Genomic DNA, 18,813 nt, shown 5'->3' with positions numbered 1-18,813 from the left:
GGGATGGGCGTGCCATGGCTTCGGGCGAATACGACTATATCATCATTGGCGCGGGCAGCGCGGGATCGGTACTGGCCGCGCGGCTCAGCGAAGATCCCGCAGTCCGGGTGCTGGTGCTCGAAGCGGGCGGGCGCAACACCTCGGTGCTGGTGCGGATGCCGGCCGGCGTGGGCACGCTGATCAAGCAGAAGAGCAAGTTCAACTGGGGCTTCTGGAGCGAGCCGGAACCGTTCATGGACGGCCGGCGCCTGTGGCATCCGCGCGGCAAGGGGCTGGGCGGTTCGTCCGCGATCAACGGCATGGTCTATATTCGCGGCCACGCGCGCGATTACGATCACTGGCGGCAGCTTGGGCTGGACGGCTGGTCCTATGCCGAAACGCTGCCCTACTTCAAACGCGCCGAAAACTTCGAGGATGGCGCATCGACGTATCATGGCGAAGGCGGGCCGCTTTCGGTCAGCTGGGGCGAACGGTCCGACCATCCGCTCTATGCCGGCGTGATCCGCGCCGGGGGTGAGGCCGGGCACAAGATCACTCCGGATTTCAACGGCTTCGATCAGGAAGGCTTCGGCCGGTATCAATTGACGATCCGCGATGGCCAGCGCTGGAGCGCGGCGCGCGGCTATCTTCAGCCGATCGTGGGCCAGCGCCCCAACCTGACCGTGGTGACCGGCGCGCGCACTCACCGCATCGTCATCGAGAATAGCCGGGCGACGGGGGTGGAATACAGCCTGGGCAAGGGCAAGCCGGTGCAGACCGCGCACGCCGCGCGCGAGGTGCTGCTCTGCGCCGGGGCGTTCCAGTCGCCGCAGATCCTCAACCTTTCGGGCATCGGCGATCCCGATGCGCTGGACCGCCACGGCATCCGCCCGGTTCATGTGCGCAAGGGCGTGGGCGGCAACCTGCAGGATCACCTTGACGTCACGCTCAACTGGACGTGTCCGCAGCCGATCACGCTCTACAACGACACGAAGGGCCTGAAGCAGCTCAAGGTCGGGCTGCAATACCTGCTCACCGGCAAGGGGCCGGGGCGGCAGAACGGGCTGGAGGCGGGCGCCTTTCTCAAATCCCGCCCGGACCTCGACCGGCCGGACTTGCAGTTCCACTTCGTGCTCGCGATCATGCAGGACCATGCCAAGGTCGCGGTGAAGCAGGATGGCTTCACCATGCACGTCTGCCAGTTGCGGCCGGAAAGCCGGGGCAGCGTCTCGCTATCCTCGGCCGATCCCTATGACGATCCGGCGATCCTCGCCAACTTCCTCTCGACCGAGGAAGACCGCCGCGCGGTGCGCGAAGGCGTCCGCATGGCCCGCGCGGTGGTCGCCCAGCCCGCGCTCGATGCGTTCCGGGGCGCGGAATTCGCGCCGGGCGAGCAGGTGCAGACCGACGAGGAGATCGACGCCTTCATCCGCGCCAAGGGCGAAACGATCTATCACCCCGTGGGCACCTGCCGCATGGGCCTGCCCACCGATCCGCTCGCCGTGGTGGACAAGGACCTGAAGGTGATCGGCCTCGAAGGCCTGCGCGTGGTCGACGCCTCGGTCATGCCCACCCTGATCGGCGGCAACACCAACGCCCCCACGATCATGATCGCGGAAAAGATCGCCGACGTGATCCGGGGCAGGGCGCCGTTGCCGCCGGAAGAGGTGCCGGTAGCGGGGTGAGAGTTGACGCCCGCCCCACGCCTCGCGTTTTCCCTCGAACGCCTATTGGACCGGCCTGCTCGCGCGCCCCGCTAGATATTCGGCAATCGGGCCGGCCCACTCCGGTTTCACCCGTGGCGCAATGATCGACATCAGCTTGCCACGGTGCCCGCGCAGCCGTTCCCAGTTCTTCAGCTCATATTCGATATAGGCCGGGTCCTGCGAGGCCAGGTTGGGAAAATCGGGCCGAATGCCGTTGGCATCCGCCCGGTGACAAGCCGCACAGGCGGGCAGATCGTCTTGAGGATGGCCGTGGAGGAACAACTGCTCCCCCAAGGCCACATTGGCAGGGTTGCGCGACTTTAATGGCTTTCGCCAGTTCACCGCATACCAGGCCGCGACGTCGCCGCGATCCCTGTCCGTCAGCGCACGGGCAATCGGAGCCATGACCGCACTTTCACGATGATTCGGCGCACCGCGCGGCGCGGCGAATGCCGCCAGTTGCTTGCTGATATACTCGGGATATTGCTCATTGAGGGACGGTACACCCGGTGCCGCATCGGCGCCCGCCCCGCCATGGCATGCGGCGCACTTCGCCTGCGCGATCGCCATTCCAAGGTGCGGATCGCCACCGAGATTCCTGCCGTCGGGTACGGCCTGCGGAGAGCAAGCCGGCAGGCTCAGAGTGGCGAGCAGCGCGATCAACGGCATCCGCATCAGTCGATCCGATAGCCCGCGGGCTGGTCGGCGACGACCGGATTGGAGAGGATGCCCAGACCCGAGATTTCTATCTCGACCAGATCGCCCGGCCGCATGTGGACCAGCCCCGGCGTCGGGAAGGGACCATATTGGCGCGAGAGATCGCGTCCTTCCGCATCATCCTCGGACGGCGGCAGCGCGCCGGGCGTGCCCATGGCGATCATGTCGCCGGGGCGCAGGCGATAGCCTTGTGAGAGATAGGCAACGGTCTCGGCAACGCCGACCAGCAGGTCATCCAGACCGGAACGCTGGCGAACCACGCCGTTCAGGCGTGTCTCGAGGGAGTGCCGGGTCGGATCGCCGAACTCGTCGGGTGTTACCATCCACGGGCCATAGCTGCCCGATGCCTCGAAATTCTTGCCCAGACCGAACTGGCGGTTGTGCATCTGGTATTCGCGGACCGACCCTTCGTTGACGATCGTATAACCGGCTACATGTTCGAGCGCGCGTTCGACCGGAATATGCCGGCCAGCCTTACCGATCACGACCCCCAGTTCGCCCTCGTAGTCAAAGGCTTTCGCGATGTTTTCCGGCGGGGCGAGGATCGGCTCGCCACTTCCGACATAGGAGGCAGCCGTGCGCAGGAAGAGATGCGGATAGTCGAGTGACGTGGTGAGACCCGTCTCGGCGATATGCGTCTTGAAGTTGAGTGCGAGTGCCCAGAACGCATTGGAGCGGCCGAGAAAAGGAAGGAGCGTGACGTCCTTCAATGGGTGACCAGGCCCGGCTGCCGCGAGCAGTCGGGCCAGCCGATCAAGCGCGCCGTCGATACCAAGCAATGCTTCGATGTCGGTCGGCAGATCGGGCGCCAGTGCCGCGATCGGATGGAAGCTGAGGCCGTCGGTCGACACGCCGAGCGCGCGACCCGTGCTGTCCTGGTAAGCGAGGAGACGCATGTTCGATCGTCCTCAGCTGCCGATGGGGCCGACCACGGCTTCGATAGCCGCAGTGATCACCGCCACATCCACCGCGGACGGCGCACCGCTCGCGCCGATAGCGCCGATGACCCGGCCATCGATCCTGATGGGCAGCGACCCGATCGCGGGCAGCATCGGCGCGCCATACCCCAACGACCCCGCATTGCCCCAGACCATCGGGTTGTCGCGATAGCGCTGATCGAGATTTTCCCCCGGCTGCCCGCCCGTGGCGGCGCTGGCGAAGGCCTTGCCTCGCGCGATCTCGACGGTGACGAACGGCGCGCTGTCCATGCGGGCCGAGGCGACCAGATGACCGGCGGTATCGACCACCGCGAACGAGAGCGTGTGGCCCAGCCGTTCGGCCTCGTCGATGGCGGCGTCGATCAGCTTGCGCGCCATCCGGCAACTGACGAGATATTGCACGATGCAGGTCGAATCCGATTCCATGTTGGTCAAACTCCGTGTCGGAAAGCGGGCGAGCGGCTCGCCCGCATGAGAAGAAGCGCGGTCAGAACCCCGAGGAGGGCCAACGCGGCGATCGTGGCAAATGCCGTGGCAACCGTGGCGCCCATGCCAAGCATGATGCCGATCGCGAGGGGGCCAAGTACCGTACCGGTGCGGCCGACGCCGAGCGCCCAGCCGACGCCGGTCGACCGGGCGGCGGGGGTGTAGATTCCCGCCGAGACGGCGAGCAGCGTGCCGCCGGCGGCCGACGTCGCGCATCCCGCGGCGATAGCGAGGGCGGCGAAGGCTGGAACGATCGAGGTGAGAATGCCCATCAGCGCGATCAGCCCGCACGCGGCCATCAGGGTCGCTACCAGTGCTCGATGCGCGCCGCCGCGTCCGATCAGCAAACCCACGACGAGCGTACCGATGATCCCGCCGCCATTGTTGAGCGCGAGCATCGTCGCTGCTTGCGGACCGCTCCAGCCGGCGCGCTGGAGCAGCGCGGGAAGCCAGAGGGCGGTCACGACAATGGTGGACCAGGTGAGGAAAGACGTGATCCACAGCAACAGCGTTGTCGTTCGAATATCGCTGGCAAAGAGCGCGCCGACCGGCCGCGTCGCGACATCGGCAGTCTCGCGGGACTCGGGGAACAACAAGGCGACTCCCACCATGACCGGCATGGGCGCGATGGCGCCGATCAGGAAAACGGCATGCCAGCCATAGACCGGCACGATCTGTCCTGTGGCGAAGGCCCCGACCATGCCGCCAAGCGGAACGGCCGCCCAGAGCATGGTCACGGTGCGAGCCCGGCGCTCTGGGGAAGCGAACTCGCCGACCAGGCTGATGAAGTTGGGGCTGGCGCCACCGAGTCCGAGTCCGGTCAGCACCCGGCTGAGCAACAGCGATGGCAGCGAGCTTGAGAGGGCTGTGGCCAGCGTTCCCAGCGCAAAAAGCGCGGTGGTGAGGAGAAGCATGCGCTTTCGGCCGAACCGGTCTCCCAGTGCCCCGAACAGGAACGCGCCGATCAGGAAGCCGATCTGCGAGGCGCCGAGCACCGATCCCATCGCATCCGGTTCAAGCCCGAGCTGCGCGGCGATGGCCGGGATCGCCGGACCGATCGCCTGCGTATCGAAGCCGTCGAGAAAGGCCACGATCGCGCAGCCGACGATGACTCTTCTCGCCAACGCCGTTCGCGCGGCATCGGTGGGCTCGCGCCTTTCCACGTCAGGCACCGGGGCGGAGAGAGCGCGAGATTTGGGCCAGTTTTGCCGCATCGAAGATCGCCTTGGGCAACACGCCGTGGACGGCCTTGCGCGGCGAGCTCGTGTAAACGCTCCCGGTCTGATTGGCATACTGGGTGATGCGGAAGCTGCCGGCGATGCTGGCGAGCGCATAGATGTCCTGGCCCGAAAGTCCGGTAGAGCCAGACAGCCAGGTAATCATCTGGCGGATCGATGCGGCGAGCGCCTGATCGACCGTGTCGCCATAGGCAAGGACGATCCAGGCATCGTGCGTCTCGGCCACTGGAGTTGCGACCGGCACCTTCTTGTGCAGGATATACTGGATACGCAGGTCTTCCATAGCCGTCTCGATCGCCGTCTGATCGACCACCCCATCGCCTTGCGCGGCGTGGCTGTCGCCGGTCCAGAGACGTCCGCCAGCAACTTCCACTCCGAGAAACAGCGATGTGCCTTCGGTCAGATCCCGCAACGAGATGTTGCCGCCATAGCGGCCGCTCAGGATCCCGCTCACCGGCTTGTCGCCGGCGGGCTGGACCGCCATCACAGCCTGGATCGGCGCCAGTGGGATGCGCACGCCTTCGGCAAAGTTCGCAAAGCGGCGCTGGGTATCCATCTTGACGTAGCGCAGATAGGGCTGGTCGAACGCGTCCGGCAGCGCTCCCATGCCCTTTGGCGTCGAATTCCAGCCCCAGTCGATCGGCTTCAGGCGGACCATCCGGCACTCGATCACGTCTCCGGGTTCCGCGCCTTTGACCGCGACCGGGCCAACCAGCGAATAGGGGCCGGCGGGATACCGCTTGCGAATGCTCTCGCGTTCGGCGAACGCCATGCCGGGCTTGGCCTCGTTCGCCCAGTTCACCCACGTGTTCGGGTAATGGACGATGTCGCCACTCTCGATCTCGAGCACGACGGGTGTTGCGGGGTCCATCGCGCCGACCTTCACTGTCTGCGGCGTTGAAGGCAACTCATGAACCCGGCCGGCTGGCATCGGAGCAAGCGTGCCGCCTGCGCTCCGGGCGAGGGCAGGGGTCACCCCGCCGCGCACGAACATGGCGGCGCCAGCGCCGGCAGCGAGAATGCCACGCCGGCTGATTCCGCGCTGGTCGAGCGCCAGATCGACGGCTTCGCGATCGACGCCGTCCGCAGCGCGTGCGCGATCCGTGTTGGCCACCGCCTCCTGCATCGACAGATGATGCGGACAGGGATCGTGTGCTGGGCAGCAGCTGTGCGATGATTGCGTCATGTTCGTTCTCTCCCAATCGGCCCTTTTTGATAGGCCCGGGCATAGTGGTACCGTCGCGACCCGTATTGGCCGAAACCAACGGGTCCGCTGTTATCAAATCATCCGGATTTCAGGGCTGGTCCGAACATTCGGACGACGCGATAAGCGGCAGGACTGAGCGACATCAGTCGAGGGCATCCATTCCCATAAGGTCGGGCTGGCCGATGGACACGGCCGACAGGAGGGGATGCTGCATGTTGAAAATCTGGGGACATCGCGCGGCGCCGAACGTGGCGAAGGTTCTGTGGACCTGTAGCGAGCTCGGCATCGAGCATGAGCTGCTGCCTATTGGCGGGTCGCATGGGGGACTCGATGATGCGGGCTATCGCCGCCTCAATCCCAATGGCCGTATCCCGACGATCGATGACAACGGCTTCATCCTGTGGGAATCCCATGCGATCATGCGCTATCTGGCGCGGCGCGAAGGCGCGGACGCGCTTTATCCCGGCGACGCGCGCACGGTCGGCTTGGTCGATCAATGGCTCGACTGGCAGGCCGCGCACCTCGCCCAGGCCGTTCGCGATCTGGTACGGCTGACCATCAAGGCGGGCACGCCGCCGCCGGCCGAACAGCTGGCGCGCGCCGAAGCGGAGGCCGATATGCTGTTCGGGATCGTCGACGCCGCGCTTGAGAGGTCGCGCTTCATCGCCGGGTCCGCGTTCACGCTTGCCGACATTCCGATCGGGATTGCGGTGCGTCGCTGGACGACGCTGCCAGTCAAGCGCGCACCGCTGGCGACACTCGGTGAATGGTTCGAGGAGGTGAGGCGCCGCCCGGGCGCCGCGCTGCTGTCAAGCTGATGGATCGCCGTCGACCTGATGAGTCTGGCGACGGAACTCGCTCGGGCTGACCGCCATGTGCTGGGCGAAGAACCGGGTGAAATTGCTGTGCGCGCCAAAGCCCAGGCGATCGGCCAGTTCGACCAACGGCTCGTCGGTCGTGCTAAGGCACCGGGTCGCGGCGCGCATCCGGATATGGTCGATATAGTGCTGTGGCGAGGCGCCAATGCAGCGCCGGAACTGCTCGAAGAAGTGCGATCGCGACAAGCCGACCATTTTCGCGATCTCGTCGATCCGCGGATTTTCGTAGGCATGATCGTGGATGAACCGCAGCGCCTTGCGAATCCGGAAATCGATCGGCCTTATGCTGGTGGTTCCCGTTCTTTCGACGTCTGGCGCGATATAGGCGCGGGTTACGGCGTCGATGAGGTCAATAAGCAACGCTTCGCGGTCATCCGCTTTTTCGACCAGATCGCGCGAGATCGACGCCGCAAGCCGTTCGGCTTGCACCCGGACGCTTTCGGTCATCTGCTCGAGCGCGCGCGGAAAAACCAGACCGGCTCGTAGCCCTTGCGCTTCCAGCACGCGATCGATCCATGCCTGCTCGATGATCAGCGACAGGATCATTGTCGGGCCGTCTTCGTTCGCAAGCTTCAGGTGCGGCACCCAGGGATTGAAAAGCAGCACCGACCCCTCATCGAGCGGGAGTGTTTCCGATCCTGACCGGAACTTCGTGTCCGCACCGCCGAGCATGAAGAGCATGTTGAACTGCTGGTGGGCATGTTCGACCAGCGCGCGGCCCGTGATGTTTACGGTTGCACGACCGAAATTACCTGTCACGATCCAGATCGGTGTTTGTTCGTGCGCCACCCATCCACTCCTTTTGCGGCGCCGTTACCTCGCCTTCCCGGTGAGCTGCGCTTATCCGATTTGAACTCTATGCGCGGGGCTGATGCTGCGCAACATTGTCGCGGCGAAAACGCCGTATGCATGCAGTTCCCTGCGGCTCCGCTCCCATACCCGCCGGATTGCCCACGCGATTATCGGACGCTTTGATAAGGTTCCGGAGCGTGCTGTTATAAGGAAACGGGCGGCCTGCCTCATAAGACGGCAAGCCCGAAGCGTCGGCAAGATGGTCACGTGAAGAGGCTGGAGATGGGAGAGAGCCGTTCATGAACCGCATGCAAGATCGCACACGTCGTCCTCAACTCTGCCAGGCGGCATCGTTGCTGGCATTGACCATCGCATGCGGTGCCGAGCCCGCGTTGGCGCAGGATAAGATCGTTGCAGCCGCCGCTGTCGTTCAGGCGGCGGCTCCGCAAACGACCAACTCGCCCCCGCAGGAAGGGCAGGCCGCCGCAACGGAGCAGGGTGCCGCCGCAACAGGTGACATCGTCGTGACCGGCACGCGCGTTGCGCGGTCTGGCTATACGGCGCCCACGCCGACCACCGTCATCGGTTCCGCGCAAATCCAGTCAGCCGCGCCTGCCTCGCTTGCGGACTATGTGAACGAGTTGCCCGCACTAATCGGCTCGACCACGCCGCGTGTCGCGACCACCGGCGCATCGGCGACCGTCGGCGCAAATCTCTACAACCTGCGCGCACTCGGAGCCAACCGCACGCTTGTCCTGCTCGACGGGCACCGCGTCGCGCCCTCCACGCTGACCGGGAACATCGACGTCGGCCTGCTTCCGCAGGCGCTTGTCGAACGCGTCGACGTGGTGACGGGGGGCGCATCGGCCGCGTGGGGTTCGGACGCCGTCGCCGGTGTCGTGAACTATGTTCTCAACAAGAATTTCACGGGCGTCATGGGCAACATCCAGTCCGGTATCTCGGACGAAGGCGATGCCCGAACGTTCAAGGCCGAACTGAGCTTTGGCGCAAAGTTCGCCGGCGGTCGCGGGCATGTGCTCGTTTCCGGCGAATACCATGATGATGGCGCTGCGGACTATGTGACGTCGCGCAACTGGTTCCAGAGCTACAAGGTCGTCAACAACCCGGCATTCATTGCCGGAAACGGGCAGCCCAGGATGCTGCTGCAGCCGGGCGTCGGTCTGGGGGTGGCGACCGATGGCGGTCTCATCACCTCGACCACGACGACCGGCGGCGTCACGTCGTCCACAGCTGGGCTCGTCAACACGCAATTTACCCCGGCAGGCAGCCCGGTGCCCTTCCGGCCAGGCTTCAAGTCCGGCGTGCTCTCGTTTGGTGGTGATGGCCAGGACGTGAGCCAGATCATCCGGCTCGGCTCCCCGGTAAAGGGCGGGACCGTCTTCGCCCGGGCGAGCTACGACCTCACCGACAACATCACGGCTTATGCCGAATTCGGCTACGCCAACGTCAAGAGCAAGATTTTCGCCCGCGTCTACGAACGCGACGGCAACATCGCGATCAAGGCCGACAACGCCTATCTCGATCCGGCCACCAAGGCGGCCATGACTGCCGGCAACCTTGCGAGCTTCACGCTGGGGAAGATCTTTCTCGATTGGGGGCCATCGGTCGGGCGGAACGATCGCGAACAGCTCCGTTATGTCGGCGGGGTCGAGGGCAAATTCGGCAATGGCTGGAGCTGGGACATCTACGGCCAGCATGGCGAAACGAAGTTCCTGAACGGCGATTATTCCAACAATCCGATCACCGCCAATTTCAACAACGCCGTCGATGCGGTGGTGAACCCTGCAAACAACCAGATCGTCTGCCGCTCGACGCTGACCAACCCCGCCAACGGTTGCGTGCCCTATAACGTGTTCGGCACCAACAAGAGCACGCCCGCTTCGCTCGCCTATATCTACGGTCAGTCCTATCAGAACATCACGATCAAGCAGGACGTGGTTTCGGGGTCGCTCCGTGGCGAGCCGTTCTCGACCTGGGCAGGCCCCGTGTCGATCGCGCTCGGCGGCGAATGGCGCCGGGAGTCCTATGCCGCCGCCACGACGGCGCTGGACCAGACCAATGCCTTCTTTCTCGGCAATTTCCGTCCGTCGAAAGGTCATTATGACGTGAAGGAAGGGTTCTTCGAAGCGGTGGTGCCGCTTATGAAGGACAAGCCCTTCTTTCGCGAAGTCGATTTCAACGGGGCCGTCCGCTACACCAGTTACAGCCTGTCGGGCGACGTGACGAGCTGGAAGGTCGGCCTGACCTGGGACGTCGACAGCCAGCTCCGGTTGCGCGGCACCCGCTCGCGCGATATCCGCGCGCCCAATCTCGCCGAACTCTTCCAGGCCGGCAACAATCTCAACCAGACCATCAACGACCCGGTGCTGAACAGGAGCTACAGTGTCCAGCAGTTCGCTTCGGGCAATCCTAACCTGGCGCCGGAAAAGGCGGATACGACCTCGGCCGGCATCGTCTACCGTCCCAAATGGTTGCCGGGCTTCGGCATCTCGGTCGACTATTTCGACATCAAGATAGACAAGGCGATCTACTCGAACACGGCGCAGGCCGTCATCAACCTGTGCCAGGGCGGCGACGCGCTGCAATGCTCGTTCATCACGCGCAATCCCGCCAATCAGATCACGCTGGTCAAGCTGCTCCCGCTCAATATCGGCGGCGAGGCCACGCGCGGTGTCGACATCGAGGCGAGCTACCGACGCAACCTTTCTGATATCGCGAGCAATTGGGGCGGATCGCTCGATCTGAGACTGGTCGGCACCTACGTTGCGCACCGCACCGTAACCATCGGCGGCGTGACCACCGAATATGCGGGGCAGAACGCCAATTTCGACCAGAACTCGCAGGCCGTGCCCAGCTGGCGCTGGCTGGCATCGGCGGGCTATGACTCGGATCACTTCACCGCGACCCTCACCGAGCGCTTCATCAGCGCGGGCAAGCTCAACAACGCCTGGGTCGAGGGCGTCGACATCAACAACAACCATGTGTCCGCCGTGTTCTACACGGACCTCACGCTCGGTTTCAAAATGCCCGATTTCGGCAAGGGTGCGCAGGTCTATTTCGCGGTCCAGAACCTGTTTGACAGGAGCCCGCCCGTCGCACCGATCTACGGCGCCACGGGTTTCCTTTCGACCGGCACCAACGGCTATCTCTATGACGTGATCGGCCGGCAGTTCCGCGCGGGCGTGAGGTTCAAGTTTTGAGCGCTCGTGCCCCCTCGGCCTCGCCCGCCCATATCCCGGCGGGCGAGGATGTCCTGGTCCTGATCGTGGGCGCCGGCTCTGCCGGGCTGACGCTGGCGATCGACCTGGCGCGCAGGGGCGTTTCCTTCCGCATCATCGAACGCGGCAAGGAGCCTTTCGCGGGATCGCGCGGCAAAGGTCTTCAGCCCCGCACGATCGAGATTTTCGAACAACTGGGGATGATCGAGGCGTTTCTGGACGCCTCGGCACCCTATCCCCCGATCGTCAACTACGGCGTCGGCGAGGGCGGCCCGCAGGTTATCGCGGCCAAGACCGATGCGCGGCCCGGCGAACCCTATCCGCTTTCCCTGATGATTCCCCAGTGGCGCACGGAAGAGATACTGCGCGCCCGTCTCGCCGATATGGGAGTGCAGGTGGAATTCGGGGTCGAATGCGCCGGGCTCGCCGAGACGGAAAGCGGCGTCGAGGCCCGCGTCATGGTTGATGGCCGGGAGCAGACGATCGCTTGTGCCTGGCTGATCGGAACCGATGGCGCGCGCAGTACGGTGCGCAAGGCGCTCGGCATTGGCTATCCCGGAGAGACCGGCACCTTCCGCATGCTGATTGCCGACCTTCCAGTCGCCAACCTGTCCGCGGATGGCTGGCACCGTTGGCCGAAAGCCCCGGGCGGGCAGTTCGCGCTTTGCCCGCTCGCCAAGACCGACAGCTTCCAGCTCTCCGCGGAACTCACGACCGAAGACACGCCGGATCAGACGCGTGAGGCGATCCAGGCGTTGATCGCGGCACGCACCGGTGATCCGTCACTTGTCGCCGGCGAGCCGACGTGGACCTCGATCTATCGTGTCAATTTCCGCCTCGCGGACGCCTATCGTCGCGGCCACGCCTTCATTGCCGGCGATGCCGCGCACGCGCACCCGCCGACCGGTGGGCAGGGCCTCAACACCAGCGTCCAGGACAGCTTCAACCTTGGGTGGAAGCTGGCTGCGGTGCTGCGGGGTGCCGATCCGGCGCTCCTCGGCACCTATGAGGCCGAACGCCGCGATATTGGCGCCGGTGTCCTTGCCATGAGCAAGGGTCTGCTCGCGCAGATGACGGACAAGGCGGACATGCGGCGCGGGCGCGACACGCTGCAGCTCGATCTCAATTATCGTGCCTCGCCACTCGCTGCCGAGGAGCGGAGCCATCCGGGTAAGATCCAGGCGGGCGACCGCGTTCCAGACGCCACGATCATCGATCCCGAGGGGCAAACGGTTCGCTTGTTCGACCTTCTGCGGCATCCGGACTTCACCCTGCTCGCAATCGGCGGCGCGGCCATTTCCGGTGCGCTGGCGCGTCCGGGAATGCGCGTGATCGAGATCGATCGCGGCCCGGGAACCTGGGAAGACCAAGCCGGAGAGCTGCGCGCCAACTGCGGGCTGGAAGATGATTGCCTGCTGCTGATTCGGCCCGATGGATATCTTGCAGTCGCGGCGGACGCGGGCGCGGAAGACAAGGTCGACCGATGGTTCCGGCGCTGGATCGAGCCCGCGACGGTGGGCGTATGAGCGAATTGACGATGCGCTGGGTCGCAACGGCCGCGGGTGCGGCGCATGCGGCACCGGATACCGAACGCGTGCCGCTCGGCGGGCTCCTGCTGCAGGCGGGCGAGCGGCCATCGCCTTCGATTTACCTTTTCCTCCGTCCGGCAGGCGTCTGGCATCTGCTTCCGATCGAGGAAGCGATCGCGTCGCGCGGAATCGACGTGCTTGCCGTATCGACGCGCTATGCCCGCAACGAGGCGCTCGCCGTTGCCGAATACACGCTGCTCGACATCGGCGCCTGGGTCCGCTTGGCACGCGAAACGCTCGGTTATCGCCAGGTAAACTTGCTCGGCTGGAGCGGCAGCGGGACACAGTCGGCCTTTTACCAGGAACAGGCGGTCCGGCCGACGATCACGGCAACGCCCGACGGCTCCGGTCTCGATCTCGCAGCCGCCGGGCTCGAACCGGCCGATGGTCTGGTCTTCCTGGGAGCGCATGTCTCGCGTGCCCGGATGCTCGCCGACATGATCGATCCTTCGGTGATCGAGGAGGACCTTTCCACGGCGCGCGACCCGGCCTTCGATCTCTATGGAGCGATGGCCCCGGAGCCGCCATTCGACCCTGCGTTCATCGCATCCTATCGCGCCGCACAGCTGGCCCGCATCCGCCGGATTACCGCTTTCGCCCGGCGGCAGATCGAGCGGGGGGTGCCCGATCCCTTCATCGTCCGGCGCACCATGGCCGATCCGCATTTTCTCGATCCCGCGATCGATCCCAACGAGCGGCTGCCGGGGCGCTGCTGGCTGGGCGTGCCCTGCGCGGTCAACGAGGCGGCTTCGGGAATCGCTCGCTTGACGACACCGGAGGCATGGCTCTCGCAGTGGTCGATCGACGACAGCAATGTCGACGCCGTTCGTTCGGCAAGTGCCGTTCTCACACCCCTGTTGGTGATCGAGAACGGTGCCGATGATGCAGTTCCGCCGCGGCAATTGCGCGATACGTTCGAGACGGCTGCCTCGCGGGACAAGACCTATCTCCGGGTTCCAGGCGCGAGCCACAGCTATCAGGGGCAACCGCACGCGCTTGCCATGGTGGCAGACGCCGTCTCGGCCTGGGCCAGTGAAAGGCACTGACCATGACCGCTATTCTTCCCAACGAACAGCGTGCCCAGTTGGAGGCGCTCTATGCGGCGATGCGGCCCGAGAGTCTGGCTCCCCTGTGGGAAGTGCTCGCGGCGCTGGTCTCGCCGACGCCGCAGAGCCCGGCGGTCGCACACTACTGGCGCTATGACGATGCCCGTGGGCATTTGATGCGCGCAGGCGATCTGATTAGCGCCGAACAGGCCGAACGGCGCGTGCTTATCCTCGAAAATCCGGGCCTGCCCGGCCAGTCTGCGATCACGCCAAGCCTCTACGCGGGATTGCAGCTGATCCTGCCTGGCGAGGTCGCCCCCGCCCATCGCCACACCCAGAGCGCGCTACGCTTCGTGATGGAAGGCGAGGGGGCCTATACGACTGTGGATGGCGAGCGCGCCGTGATGCGACCTTTCGATCTGGTGCTGACGCCATCGTGGCAGTGGCACGACCATGGCAATGATACGGCGCGGCCGATGATCTGGCTCGACGGGCTCGACATCCCGACGGTGCGGCACTTCGCGGCGAGTTTTGCCGAGAAGACCGAAGAGCCCGTTCAGGCCCGGGTCGTTCCCGACGACGACAGTCTCAGCCGCTATGGCCGCAATCTGCGGCCCCTCCGGGGCAGCGTCGCCGATCGGCGGCCGGCCAACCGTCCGCTGTTCCATTACCCTTACGCTGAATGGCGCCGCAGTCTCGCCGATCTCGCTGCCGGCACGCCCGATCCGCATCTTGGCCACGCGCTGGAGTTCATCAATCCCGCCGACGGCGGAGCGATCCTCCCTACGATCGCAGCCCAGGTCCAGCTTCTGCCGGCAGGCTCTGCGACGCGCCCGCGCCGATCGAGTGACGGCGCGATCCATGTCGTGGTGGAAGGAAGCGGCATGGCCCGGATCGCTGACCGCGAAGTGGCGCTTGCTCCTCGCGACATCTTCGTTGTGCCGTCCTGGACGCTGCTCGAACTCCAGGCGGGCAGCGACCTCGTCCTGTTCAGCTATTCCGACCGCGCCGCGCAGGCGCGCCTCGAACTCTATCGGGAAGACCGTCTGTGACCACCGTATTCGAACCCGCTCCCCACACCTTTGCGCCGACCAGCGATGGCCGCCAGTTCCCGGTGCGCCGCGTTTTCTGCGTCGGGCGCAACTATGCCGCACATGCCCGCGAGATGGGCCGCGATCCCGACCGTGAGGCGCCCTTCTTCTTCACGAAATGGGCGGAAACCGTCGTGCGCGATGGCGCGGTCATCCCCTATCCCCCGCAGACAGGGAACTTCCACTACGAAGCCGAGCTGGTGGTCGCGATCGGCAAGGGCGGTATGAATATCGCGCAAGAGGAAGCGCTCGATCATGTCTGGGGCTATGCGACCGGCAACGACCTGACGCGGCGTGATCTCCAGCTCGCCGCGCGCGAGGCAGGGCGCCCCTGGGATAGCGGCAAGAATGTCGAGGCCTCCGCACCGCTCGGCCTTATCCACCCGGTGGACGAAGTGGGGCATCCCTCCAAGGGAGCGATCCGGCTGCTGGTCAACGAGGTGGTCAAGCAGGATGCCGATCTTGCCGATCTCATCTGGTCGGTGCCCGAGGTCATCTCGATCCTCTCGACGTTTTGGACGCTTCAGCCCGGAGACCTGATTTTCACCGGAACCCCGGCCGGCGTCGGGGCGATCGTTACCGGCGATGTCGTTCGGGTCGAGATCGAGGGTCTGACCCCGCTGACGATAACGATAGGGCCGGCGGCGTGATCCTTCACGGCTATTACCGCTCCACGGCCAGCTGGCGCTTGCGCATCGTGCTGGCGTTGAAGGGTATCGCGGTCGAGCAACGCGCGCACCATCTGCGCCGGGGCGAGCAGCGCCTGCCGGCATTCCTCGCGCTCAATCCGCAAGGGTTGCTGCCCGTGCTCGAACTCGATGACGGCACGGTGCTCACCCAATCGCTCGCAATTGCTGAATACCTGGACGACATTCACCCCGAACCACCGCTGCTGCCGGCTGAGCCGGTCGCACGCGCCCATGCCCGCGCCATCGCGCAACTGATCGCCTGCGACATCCATCCCATCCAGAATCTGCGCGTTCTCGACCGGCTGAAGGCGCTCGGCCACGATGAAGCCGCGGTGCGCCGTTGGGCAGCCGACACGATCCGGGAGGGGCTCGACGCCTGCGAAGTGCTGCTGGGCCGGCATGCCGGTCCGTGGTGTCTCGGCGATTGGCCGACGATTGCCGATGCGACGCTCGTGCCGCAGCTTGCCAACGCGCGCCGCTTCGGCGCGGAAGGCGATTGGCCGCGCATCGCCGCCATTGCCGCCTTGGCAGCCACCCATCCCGCCTTCCTCGCCGCCGATGCCGGCACGCAACCCGACGCCGAATAGGAGCCTTCCCATGAAGTTCATCAGTTTCCGCTTCGGCGGCGCGGCGCGCTGGGGCGCGGTCAGGGACGATGGAAGGGTCGTTGATCTCACCGGGGCCGGGTTCGGCGCGACGCTGCGCGAGGCGATCGCGGCCAACCGGCTCGGTGCGGCAGCGCTGGCGGCAGAGGCAAGCGAAGCGCTTTGTCAACTCGGGGATGTCACGCTCGACAGTCCCTTGCCCGACACCGGACGGATTTTGGCCGTCGGTGCGAACTATTCCGACCATGCGGCCGAGATGAACCGCGACGTAGGTGGCGACCCGCAATTCTTCATTCGCGTGCCTTCGAGCATCGTCCCGCACGGGGCACCTATTCTGAAACCCAGGGTTTCGGATCATCTCGACTACGAAGGCGAACTCGCGATCGTGATCGGGAAAGGCGGGCGCCACATCGCCGAGAAGGATGCGATGGACCACGTTGCCGGCTATACGATCTTCAACGACGGCACGGTTCGCGATTATCAGCAGGTGTCACTCCCCGTCGGCAAGAACTTCGACGCGAGCGGCTCGATCGGACCATGGTTCGTGCCGGCGACGGACATTTCCTATCCGCTGACGCTCGAAACGCGCGTGAATGGCGAGGTACGCCAGCACAACAACACCGACAACTTCACCTTCGGACCTGCGCGCCTCATCGAATATGCCTCGCGCTTTGTAGCCCTGGAGCCGGGCGACATCATCGCCAGCGGCACCCCGGCCGGCGTCGGCGCCAAACGCAAGCCACCGCTCTGGCTCAAGGCGGGCGATGTGCTCGAGATCGAGATCGCCCAGATTGGAACGTTGCGAAACGAGATCGTCAATGAACCTGCTTGATCCGGCCGCCCTTCGAACGGTTGCCAAGCCCCAAACCTTTCGGGCACCGATGCTGGCTGCCATGGAATCTCCAGCGACCTCATTTTCCCTGACTCGCAAGGCGGTCGATCATATCCGGGACCTCATCGTGCGCGGCGAACTGCCGCCGCGATCACGCATCCAGGAAAAGCAGCTCTGCGAAGTGCTTGGCCTGTCACGCACTCCGCTGCGCGAAGCGCTGAAGGTGCTCGCAACGGAAAACCTGGTCGAGTTGCTGCCCCGGCGCGGCGCTCGCGTCACCGCGCTCGATCCCGGGCGATTGCGCGAACAATTCGCTGTCATCGCCATGGTCGAGGCGGAGGCCGCCCGCATTCTTTGCCGGTCCGGCACCGACGAGCAGATCCGCAATCTGCGGGTCATCCACGACGCGCTCAAATCCGCTTATGTCAGCCACGATCCCGCGCGCTACTATCTTTCGAACGAGCAGTTCCATCGCGCTGTTGTGGTTCAGAGCCATAACCAGACGCTCGCCGACATCCATGCGGGACTCATCATCCATCTCCACCGGGCACGCCACTTCGCGCTCACCATGAGCGAGGTGAACCTGGAGTTCGCGCATGATCATGATGAGATCATCGAGGCGATCGAACGGCGTGATGCCGAGGTGGCGGGGCGCCGCATGGCGGGACACCAGGCCGGTGTTGCCGATCATGTGCTGGTGTCGCTCAAGGCAGTGGGCAAGGGCGCGCGTCATGAAGATTGACGGCTTCGTCCTTGCCATGCTCGGCGCGGTTGCGCTGGCGCTGGCCGTGCCCTGGATCGGGACCGGAGACGGCCCGCTTCATCTGGGGCAGGTGACGACAATCGGTATCGGCATCGTCTTCTTTCTTCACGGGGCGGCCCTTTCGCCTGCGGCGGTGAAGGCGGGGGCCGCGAACTGGCGACTGCATCTCGTCGTCCATGGCAGCACGTTCCTGTTCTTCCCGGCCATTGGCGCGATCCTCTTCTTTGGTCTGATCGGTTCGCTTGCGCCCGAAATCCGGCTCGGTATCTTCTATCTCTGCGCCTTGTCCTCAACCATTTCCTCCTCGGTTGCCATGACCGCGATCGGGCGCGGCAACGTTCCCGCGGCGATCTTCGATGCGACCCTTTCCGGCCTGCTGGGAATGGTGCTGACACCGTTGCTGGTCAGCCTGGTCGCCAAGACCGCAACGGGTCATTTGCCACTGCTCCCGGCCATCTGGGACGTGATGAAGACCCTGCTCCTGCCGTTCGCGGCCGGGCAGTTGCTGCGCCCATGGATCGGCCGCTTTGTCATCAGGAACAAGGCGTGGACGTCCAAAGCCGACCGGCTCGTCATCCTGCTGATCGTCTATTCGGCATTCTGCGAGTCGACGGAAGCGGGGCTGTGGTCGCGTTACGCGCCGGTGACGCTGGTTGTCATCGCCTTGCTCGTCCTGCTGTTGCTCGTCAGTGTGATCGCGGCGACCACGCTGGTCAGCCGCCTGCTGGGGTTCGACCGCGCCGACGAAGTCACTGCGGTTTTCTGCGGATCGAAGAAGAGCCTCGCGAACGGCGCGCCGATTGCGCGCGTGCTGTTCGGCCAGGACCCCGCGCTCGGGATGATCGTGCTGCCGCTGATGATGTATCATCAGGCGCAGCTGATTATCTGTTCGATCCTGGCGCGGCGCTATGCGGAAAAGGCCCAGCGCGACAACGCGGATGGTTCGTCGACCGGCGCTACGACGTCCTGAACGGAGAGCGGCCCCGGCAAATCTCGGATTCTGCCGACATTGGCGGGG

17 protein-coding genes are annotated in these 18,813 nt (G+C 65.1%); 11 read left to right on the top strand and 6 right to left on the bottom strand.

Annotation, left to right across the window (positions count from 1 at the left end; translation table 11 throughout):
- Window positions 1-14 precede the first annotated feature (14 nt).
- Window positions 15-1,664, top strand: a complete 1,650-nt coding sequence (locus B3547_RS00550) for a choline dehydrogenase (RefSeq protein WP_292959561.1) — start codon at window positions 15-17, stop codon at window positions 1,662-1,664.
- A 42-nt stretch (window positions 1,665-1,706) separates the two neighbouring features.
- On the opposite strand, the gene B3547_RS00545 is transcribed toward B3547_RS00550, so the two are convergent.
- Genes B3547_RS00545 through B3547_RS00525 form a run of 5 tightly spaced genes read right to left on the bottom strand, consistent with a single transcriptional unit; the run spans window position 1,707 to window position 6,178 of the window.
- Entirely contained in the window at window positions 1,707-2,348 is a 642-nt protein-coding gene (locus B3547_RS00545) for a c-type cytochrome (protein WP_292959560.1), read from the bottom strand.
- Between the two features lie 11 nt (window positions 2,349-2,359).
- The gene (locus B3547_RS00540) at window positions 2,360-3,298 is read right to left on the bottom strand and encodes a fumarylacetoacetate hydrolase family protein (protein ID WP_292959559.1); all 939 of its coding nucleotides are present in this window, start codon (window positions 3,296-3,298) and stop codon (window positions 2,360-2,362) included.
- 12 nt (window positions 3,299-3,310) lie between these two features.
- On the bottom strand, window positions 3,311-3,766 hold the full coding sequence (locus tag B3547_RS00535; protein ID WP_292959558.1) for a GlcG/HbpS family heme-binding protein: 456 nt from the start codon (window positions 3,764-3,766) through the stop codon (window positions 3,311-3,313).
- A 5-nt stretch (window positions 3,767-3,771) separates the two neighbouring features.
- Window positions 3,772-4,998 (bottom strand): MFS transporter, encoded by a 1,227-nt coding sequence (locus B3547_RS00530; protein WP_292959557.1) that lies wholly within the window; start codon window positions 4,996-4,998, stop codon window positions 3,772-3,774.
- Complete coding sequence (locus B3547_RS00525) at window positions 4,991-6,178, bottom strand: acetamidase/formamidase family protein (RefSeq protein ID WP_292959556.1); 1,188 nt, start codon at window positions 6,176-6,178, stop codon at window positions 4,991-4,993. Before B3547_RS00525 ends, B3547_RS00530 begins: the two co-directional genes overlap by 8 nt.
- 275 nt (window positions 6,179-6,453) lie before the next feature.
- Here B3547_RS00525 and B3547_RS00520 point away from each other — a divergent pair, with 275 nt between their 5' ends.
- Window positions 6,454-7,089 (top strand): glutathione S-transferase family protein, encoded by a 636-nt coding sequence (locus tag B3547_RS00520; protein WP_292959555.1) that lies wholly within the window; start codon window positions 6,454-6,456, stop codon window positions 7,087-7,089.
- On the opposite strand, the gene B3547_RS00515 is transcribed toward B3547_RS00520, so the two are convergent.
- A complete protein-coding gene (locus B3547_RS00515; RefSeq protein ID WP_292959554.1) occupies window positions 7,081-7,938 on the bottom strand; it encodes a helix-turn-helix transcriptional regulator in 858 nt (285 codons plus the stop codon). The two genes, B3547_RS00520 and B3547_RS00515, sit on opposite strands and share 9 nt — an antisense overlap.
- Before the next feature lie 395 nt (window positions 7,939-8,333).
- Here B3547_RS00515 and B3547_RS00510 point away from each other — a divergent pair, with 395 nt between their 5' ends.
- The 9 genes from B3547_RS00510 to B3547_RS00470 are packed head-to-tail and all read left to right on the top strand — an operon-like array spanning window position 8,334 to window position 18,765.
- A complete protein-coding gene (locus tag B3547_RS00510) occupies window positions 8,334-11,162 on the top strand; it encodes a TonB-dependent receptor domain-containing protein (RefSeq protein ID WP_292959553.1) in 2,829 nt (942 codons plus the stop codon).
- Window positions 11,159-12,706: an FAD-dependent monooxygenase gene (locus B3547_RS00505; RefSeq protein ID WP_292959552.1), complete on the top strand. Its 1,548-nt coding sequence runs from the start codon at window positions 11,159-11,161 to the stop codon at window positions 12,704-12,706. Before B3547_RS00510 ends, B3547_RS00505 begins: the two co-directional genes overlap by 4 nt.
- A complete protein-coding gene (locus tag B3547_RS00500; protein WP_292959551.1) occupies window positions 12,703-13,815 on the top strand; it encodes an alpha/beta hydrolase in 1,113 nt (370 codons plus the stop codon). The genes B3547_RS00505 and B3547_RS00500 overlap by 4 nt, the downstream gene beginning before the upstream one ends.
- 2 nt (window positions 13,816-13,817) lie before the next feature.
- Entirely contained in the window at window positions 13,818-14,867 is a 1,050-nt protein-coding gene (gene gtdA / locus B3547_RS00495) for a gentisate 1,2-dioxygenase (RefSeq protein ID WP_292959550.1), read from the top strand.
- Window positions 14,864-15,556, top strand: a complete 693-nt coding sequence (locus tag B3547_RS00490) for a fumarylacetoacetate hydrolase family protein (protein ID WP_292959549.1) — start codon at window positions 14,864-14,866, stop codon at window positions 15,554-15,556. The genes gtdA and B3547_RS00490 overlap by 4 nt, the downstream gene beginning before the upstream one ends.
- Window positions 15,553-16,182 carry a maleylacetoacetate isomerase gene (maiA, locus tag B3547_RS00485; protein ID WP_292959548.1) on the top strand — a complete coding sequence of 210 codons (630 nt, stop codon included), beginning with the start codon at window positions 15,553-15,555 and terminating at the stop codon, window positions 16,180-16,182. Before B3547_RS00490 ends, maiA begins: the two co-directional genes overlap by 4 nt.
- A gap of 10 nt (window positions 16,183-16,192) precedes the next feature.
- Window positions 16,193-17,032, top strand: a complete 840-nt coding sequence (locus B3547_RS00480) for a fumarylacetoacetate hydrolase family protein (protein WP_292959547.1) — start codon at window positions 16,193-16,195, stop codon at window positions 17,030-17,032.
- Entirely contained in the window at window positions 17,019-17,774 is a 756-nt protein-coding gene (locus tag B3547_RS00475; protein ID WP_292959546.1) for a GntR family transcriptional regulator, read from the top strand. Before B3547_RS00480 ends, B3547_RS00475 begins: the two co-directional genes overlap by 14 nt.
- The gene (locus B3547_RS00470; protein ID WP_292959545.1) at window positions 17,764-18,765 is read left to right on the top strand and encodes a bile acid:sodium symporter family protein; all 1,002 of its coding nucleotides are present in this window, start codon (window positions 17,764-17,766) and stop codon (window positions 18,763-18,765) included. The genes B3547_RS00475 and B3547_RS00470 overlap by 11 nt, the downstream gene beginning before the upstream one ends.
- Window positions 18,766-18,813 lie beyond the last annotated feature (48 nt).

Source organism: Novosphingobium sp. UBA1939 (assembly GCF_002336885.1).
In the GTDB taxonomy this organism is placed as follows: domain Bacteria; phylum Pseudomonadota; class Alphaproteobacteria; order Sphingomonadales; family Sphingomonadaceae; genus Novosphingobium.
Note: the sequence above shows the minus strand (reverse complement) of the source record. Positions and strands in the feature narration are given on the sequence as shown.

Coding starts and splice junctions, on each gene's coding strand:
- B3547_RS00520 (WP_292959555.1), top strand. CDS start 6,454: ATGGACACGGCCGACAGGAGGGGATGCTGCATGTTGAAAATCTGGGGA.
- B3547_RS00500 (WP_292959551.1), top strand. CDS start 12,703: ATGAGCGAATTGACGATGCGCTGGGTCGCAACGGCCGCGGGTGCGGCG.
- B3547_RS00480 (WP_292959547.1), top strand. CDS start 16,193: ATGAAGTTCATCAGTTTCCGCTTCGGCGGCGCGGCGCGCTGGGGCGCG.
- gtdA (WP_292959550.1), top strand. CDS start 13,818: ATGACCGCTATTCTTCCCAACGAACAGCGTGCCCAGTTGGAGGCGCTC.
- B3547_RS00475 (WP_292959546.1), top strand. CDS start 17,019: ATGAACCTGCTTGATCCGGCCGCCCTTCGAACGGTTGCCAAGCCCCAA.
- B3547_RS00535 (WP_292959558.1), bottom strand. CDS start 3,766: ATGGAATCGGATTCGACCTGCATCGTGCAATATCTCGTCAGTTGCCGG.
- B3547_RS00540 (WP_292959559.1), bottom strand. CDS start 3,298: ATGCGTCTCCTCGCTTACCAGGACAGCACGGGTCGCGCGCTCGGCGTG.
- B3547_RS00550 (WP_292959561.1), top strand. CDS start 15: ATGGCTTCGGGCGAATACGACTATATCATCATTGGCGCGGGCAGCGCG.
- B3547_RS00470 (WP_292959545.1), top strand. CDS start 17,764: ATGAAGATTGACGGCTTCGTCCTTGCCATGCTCGGCGCGGTTGCGCTG.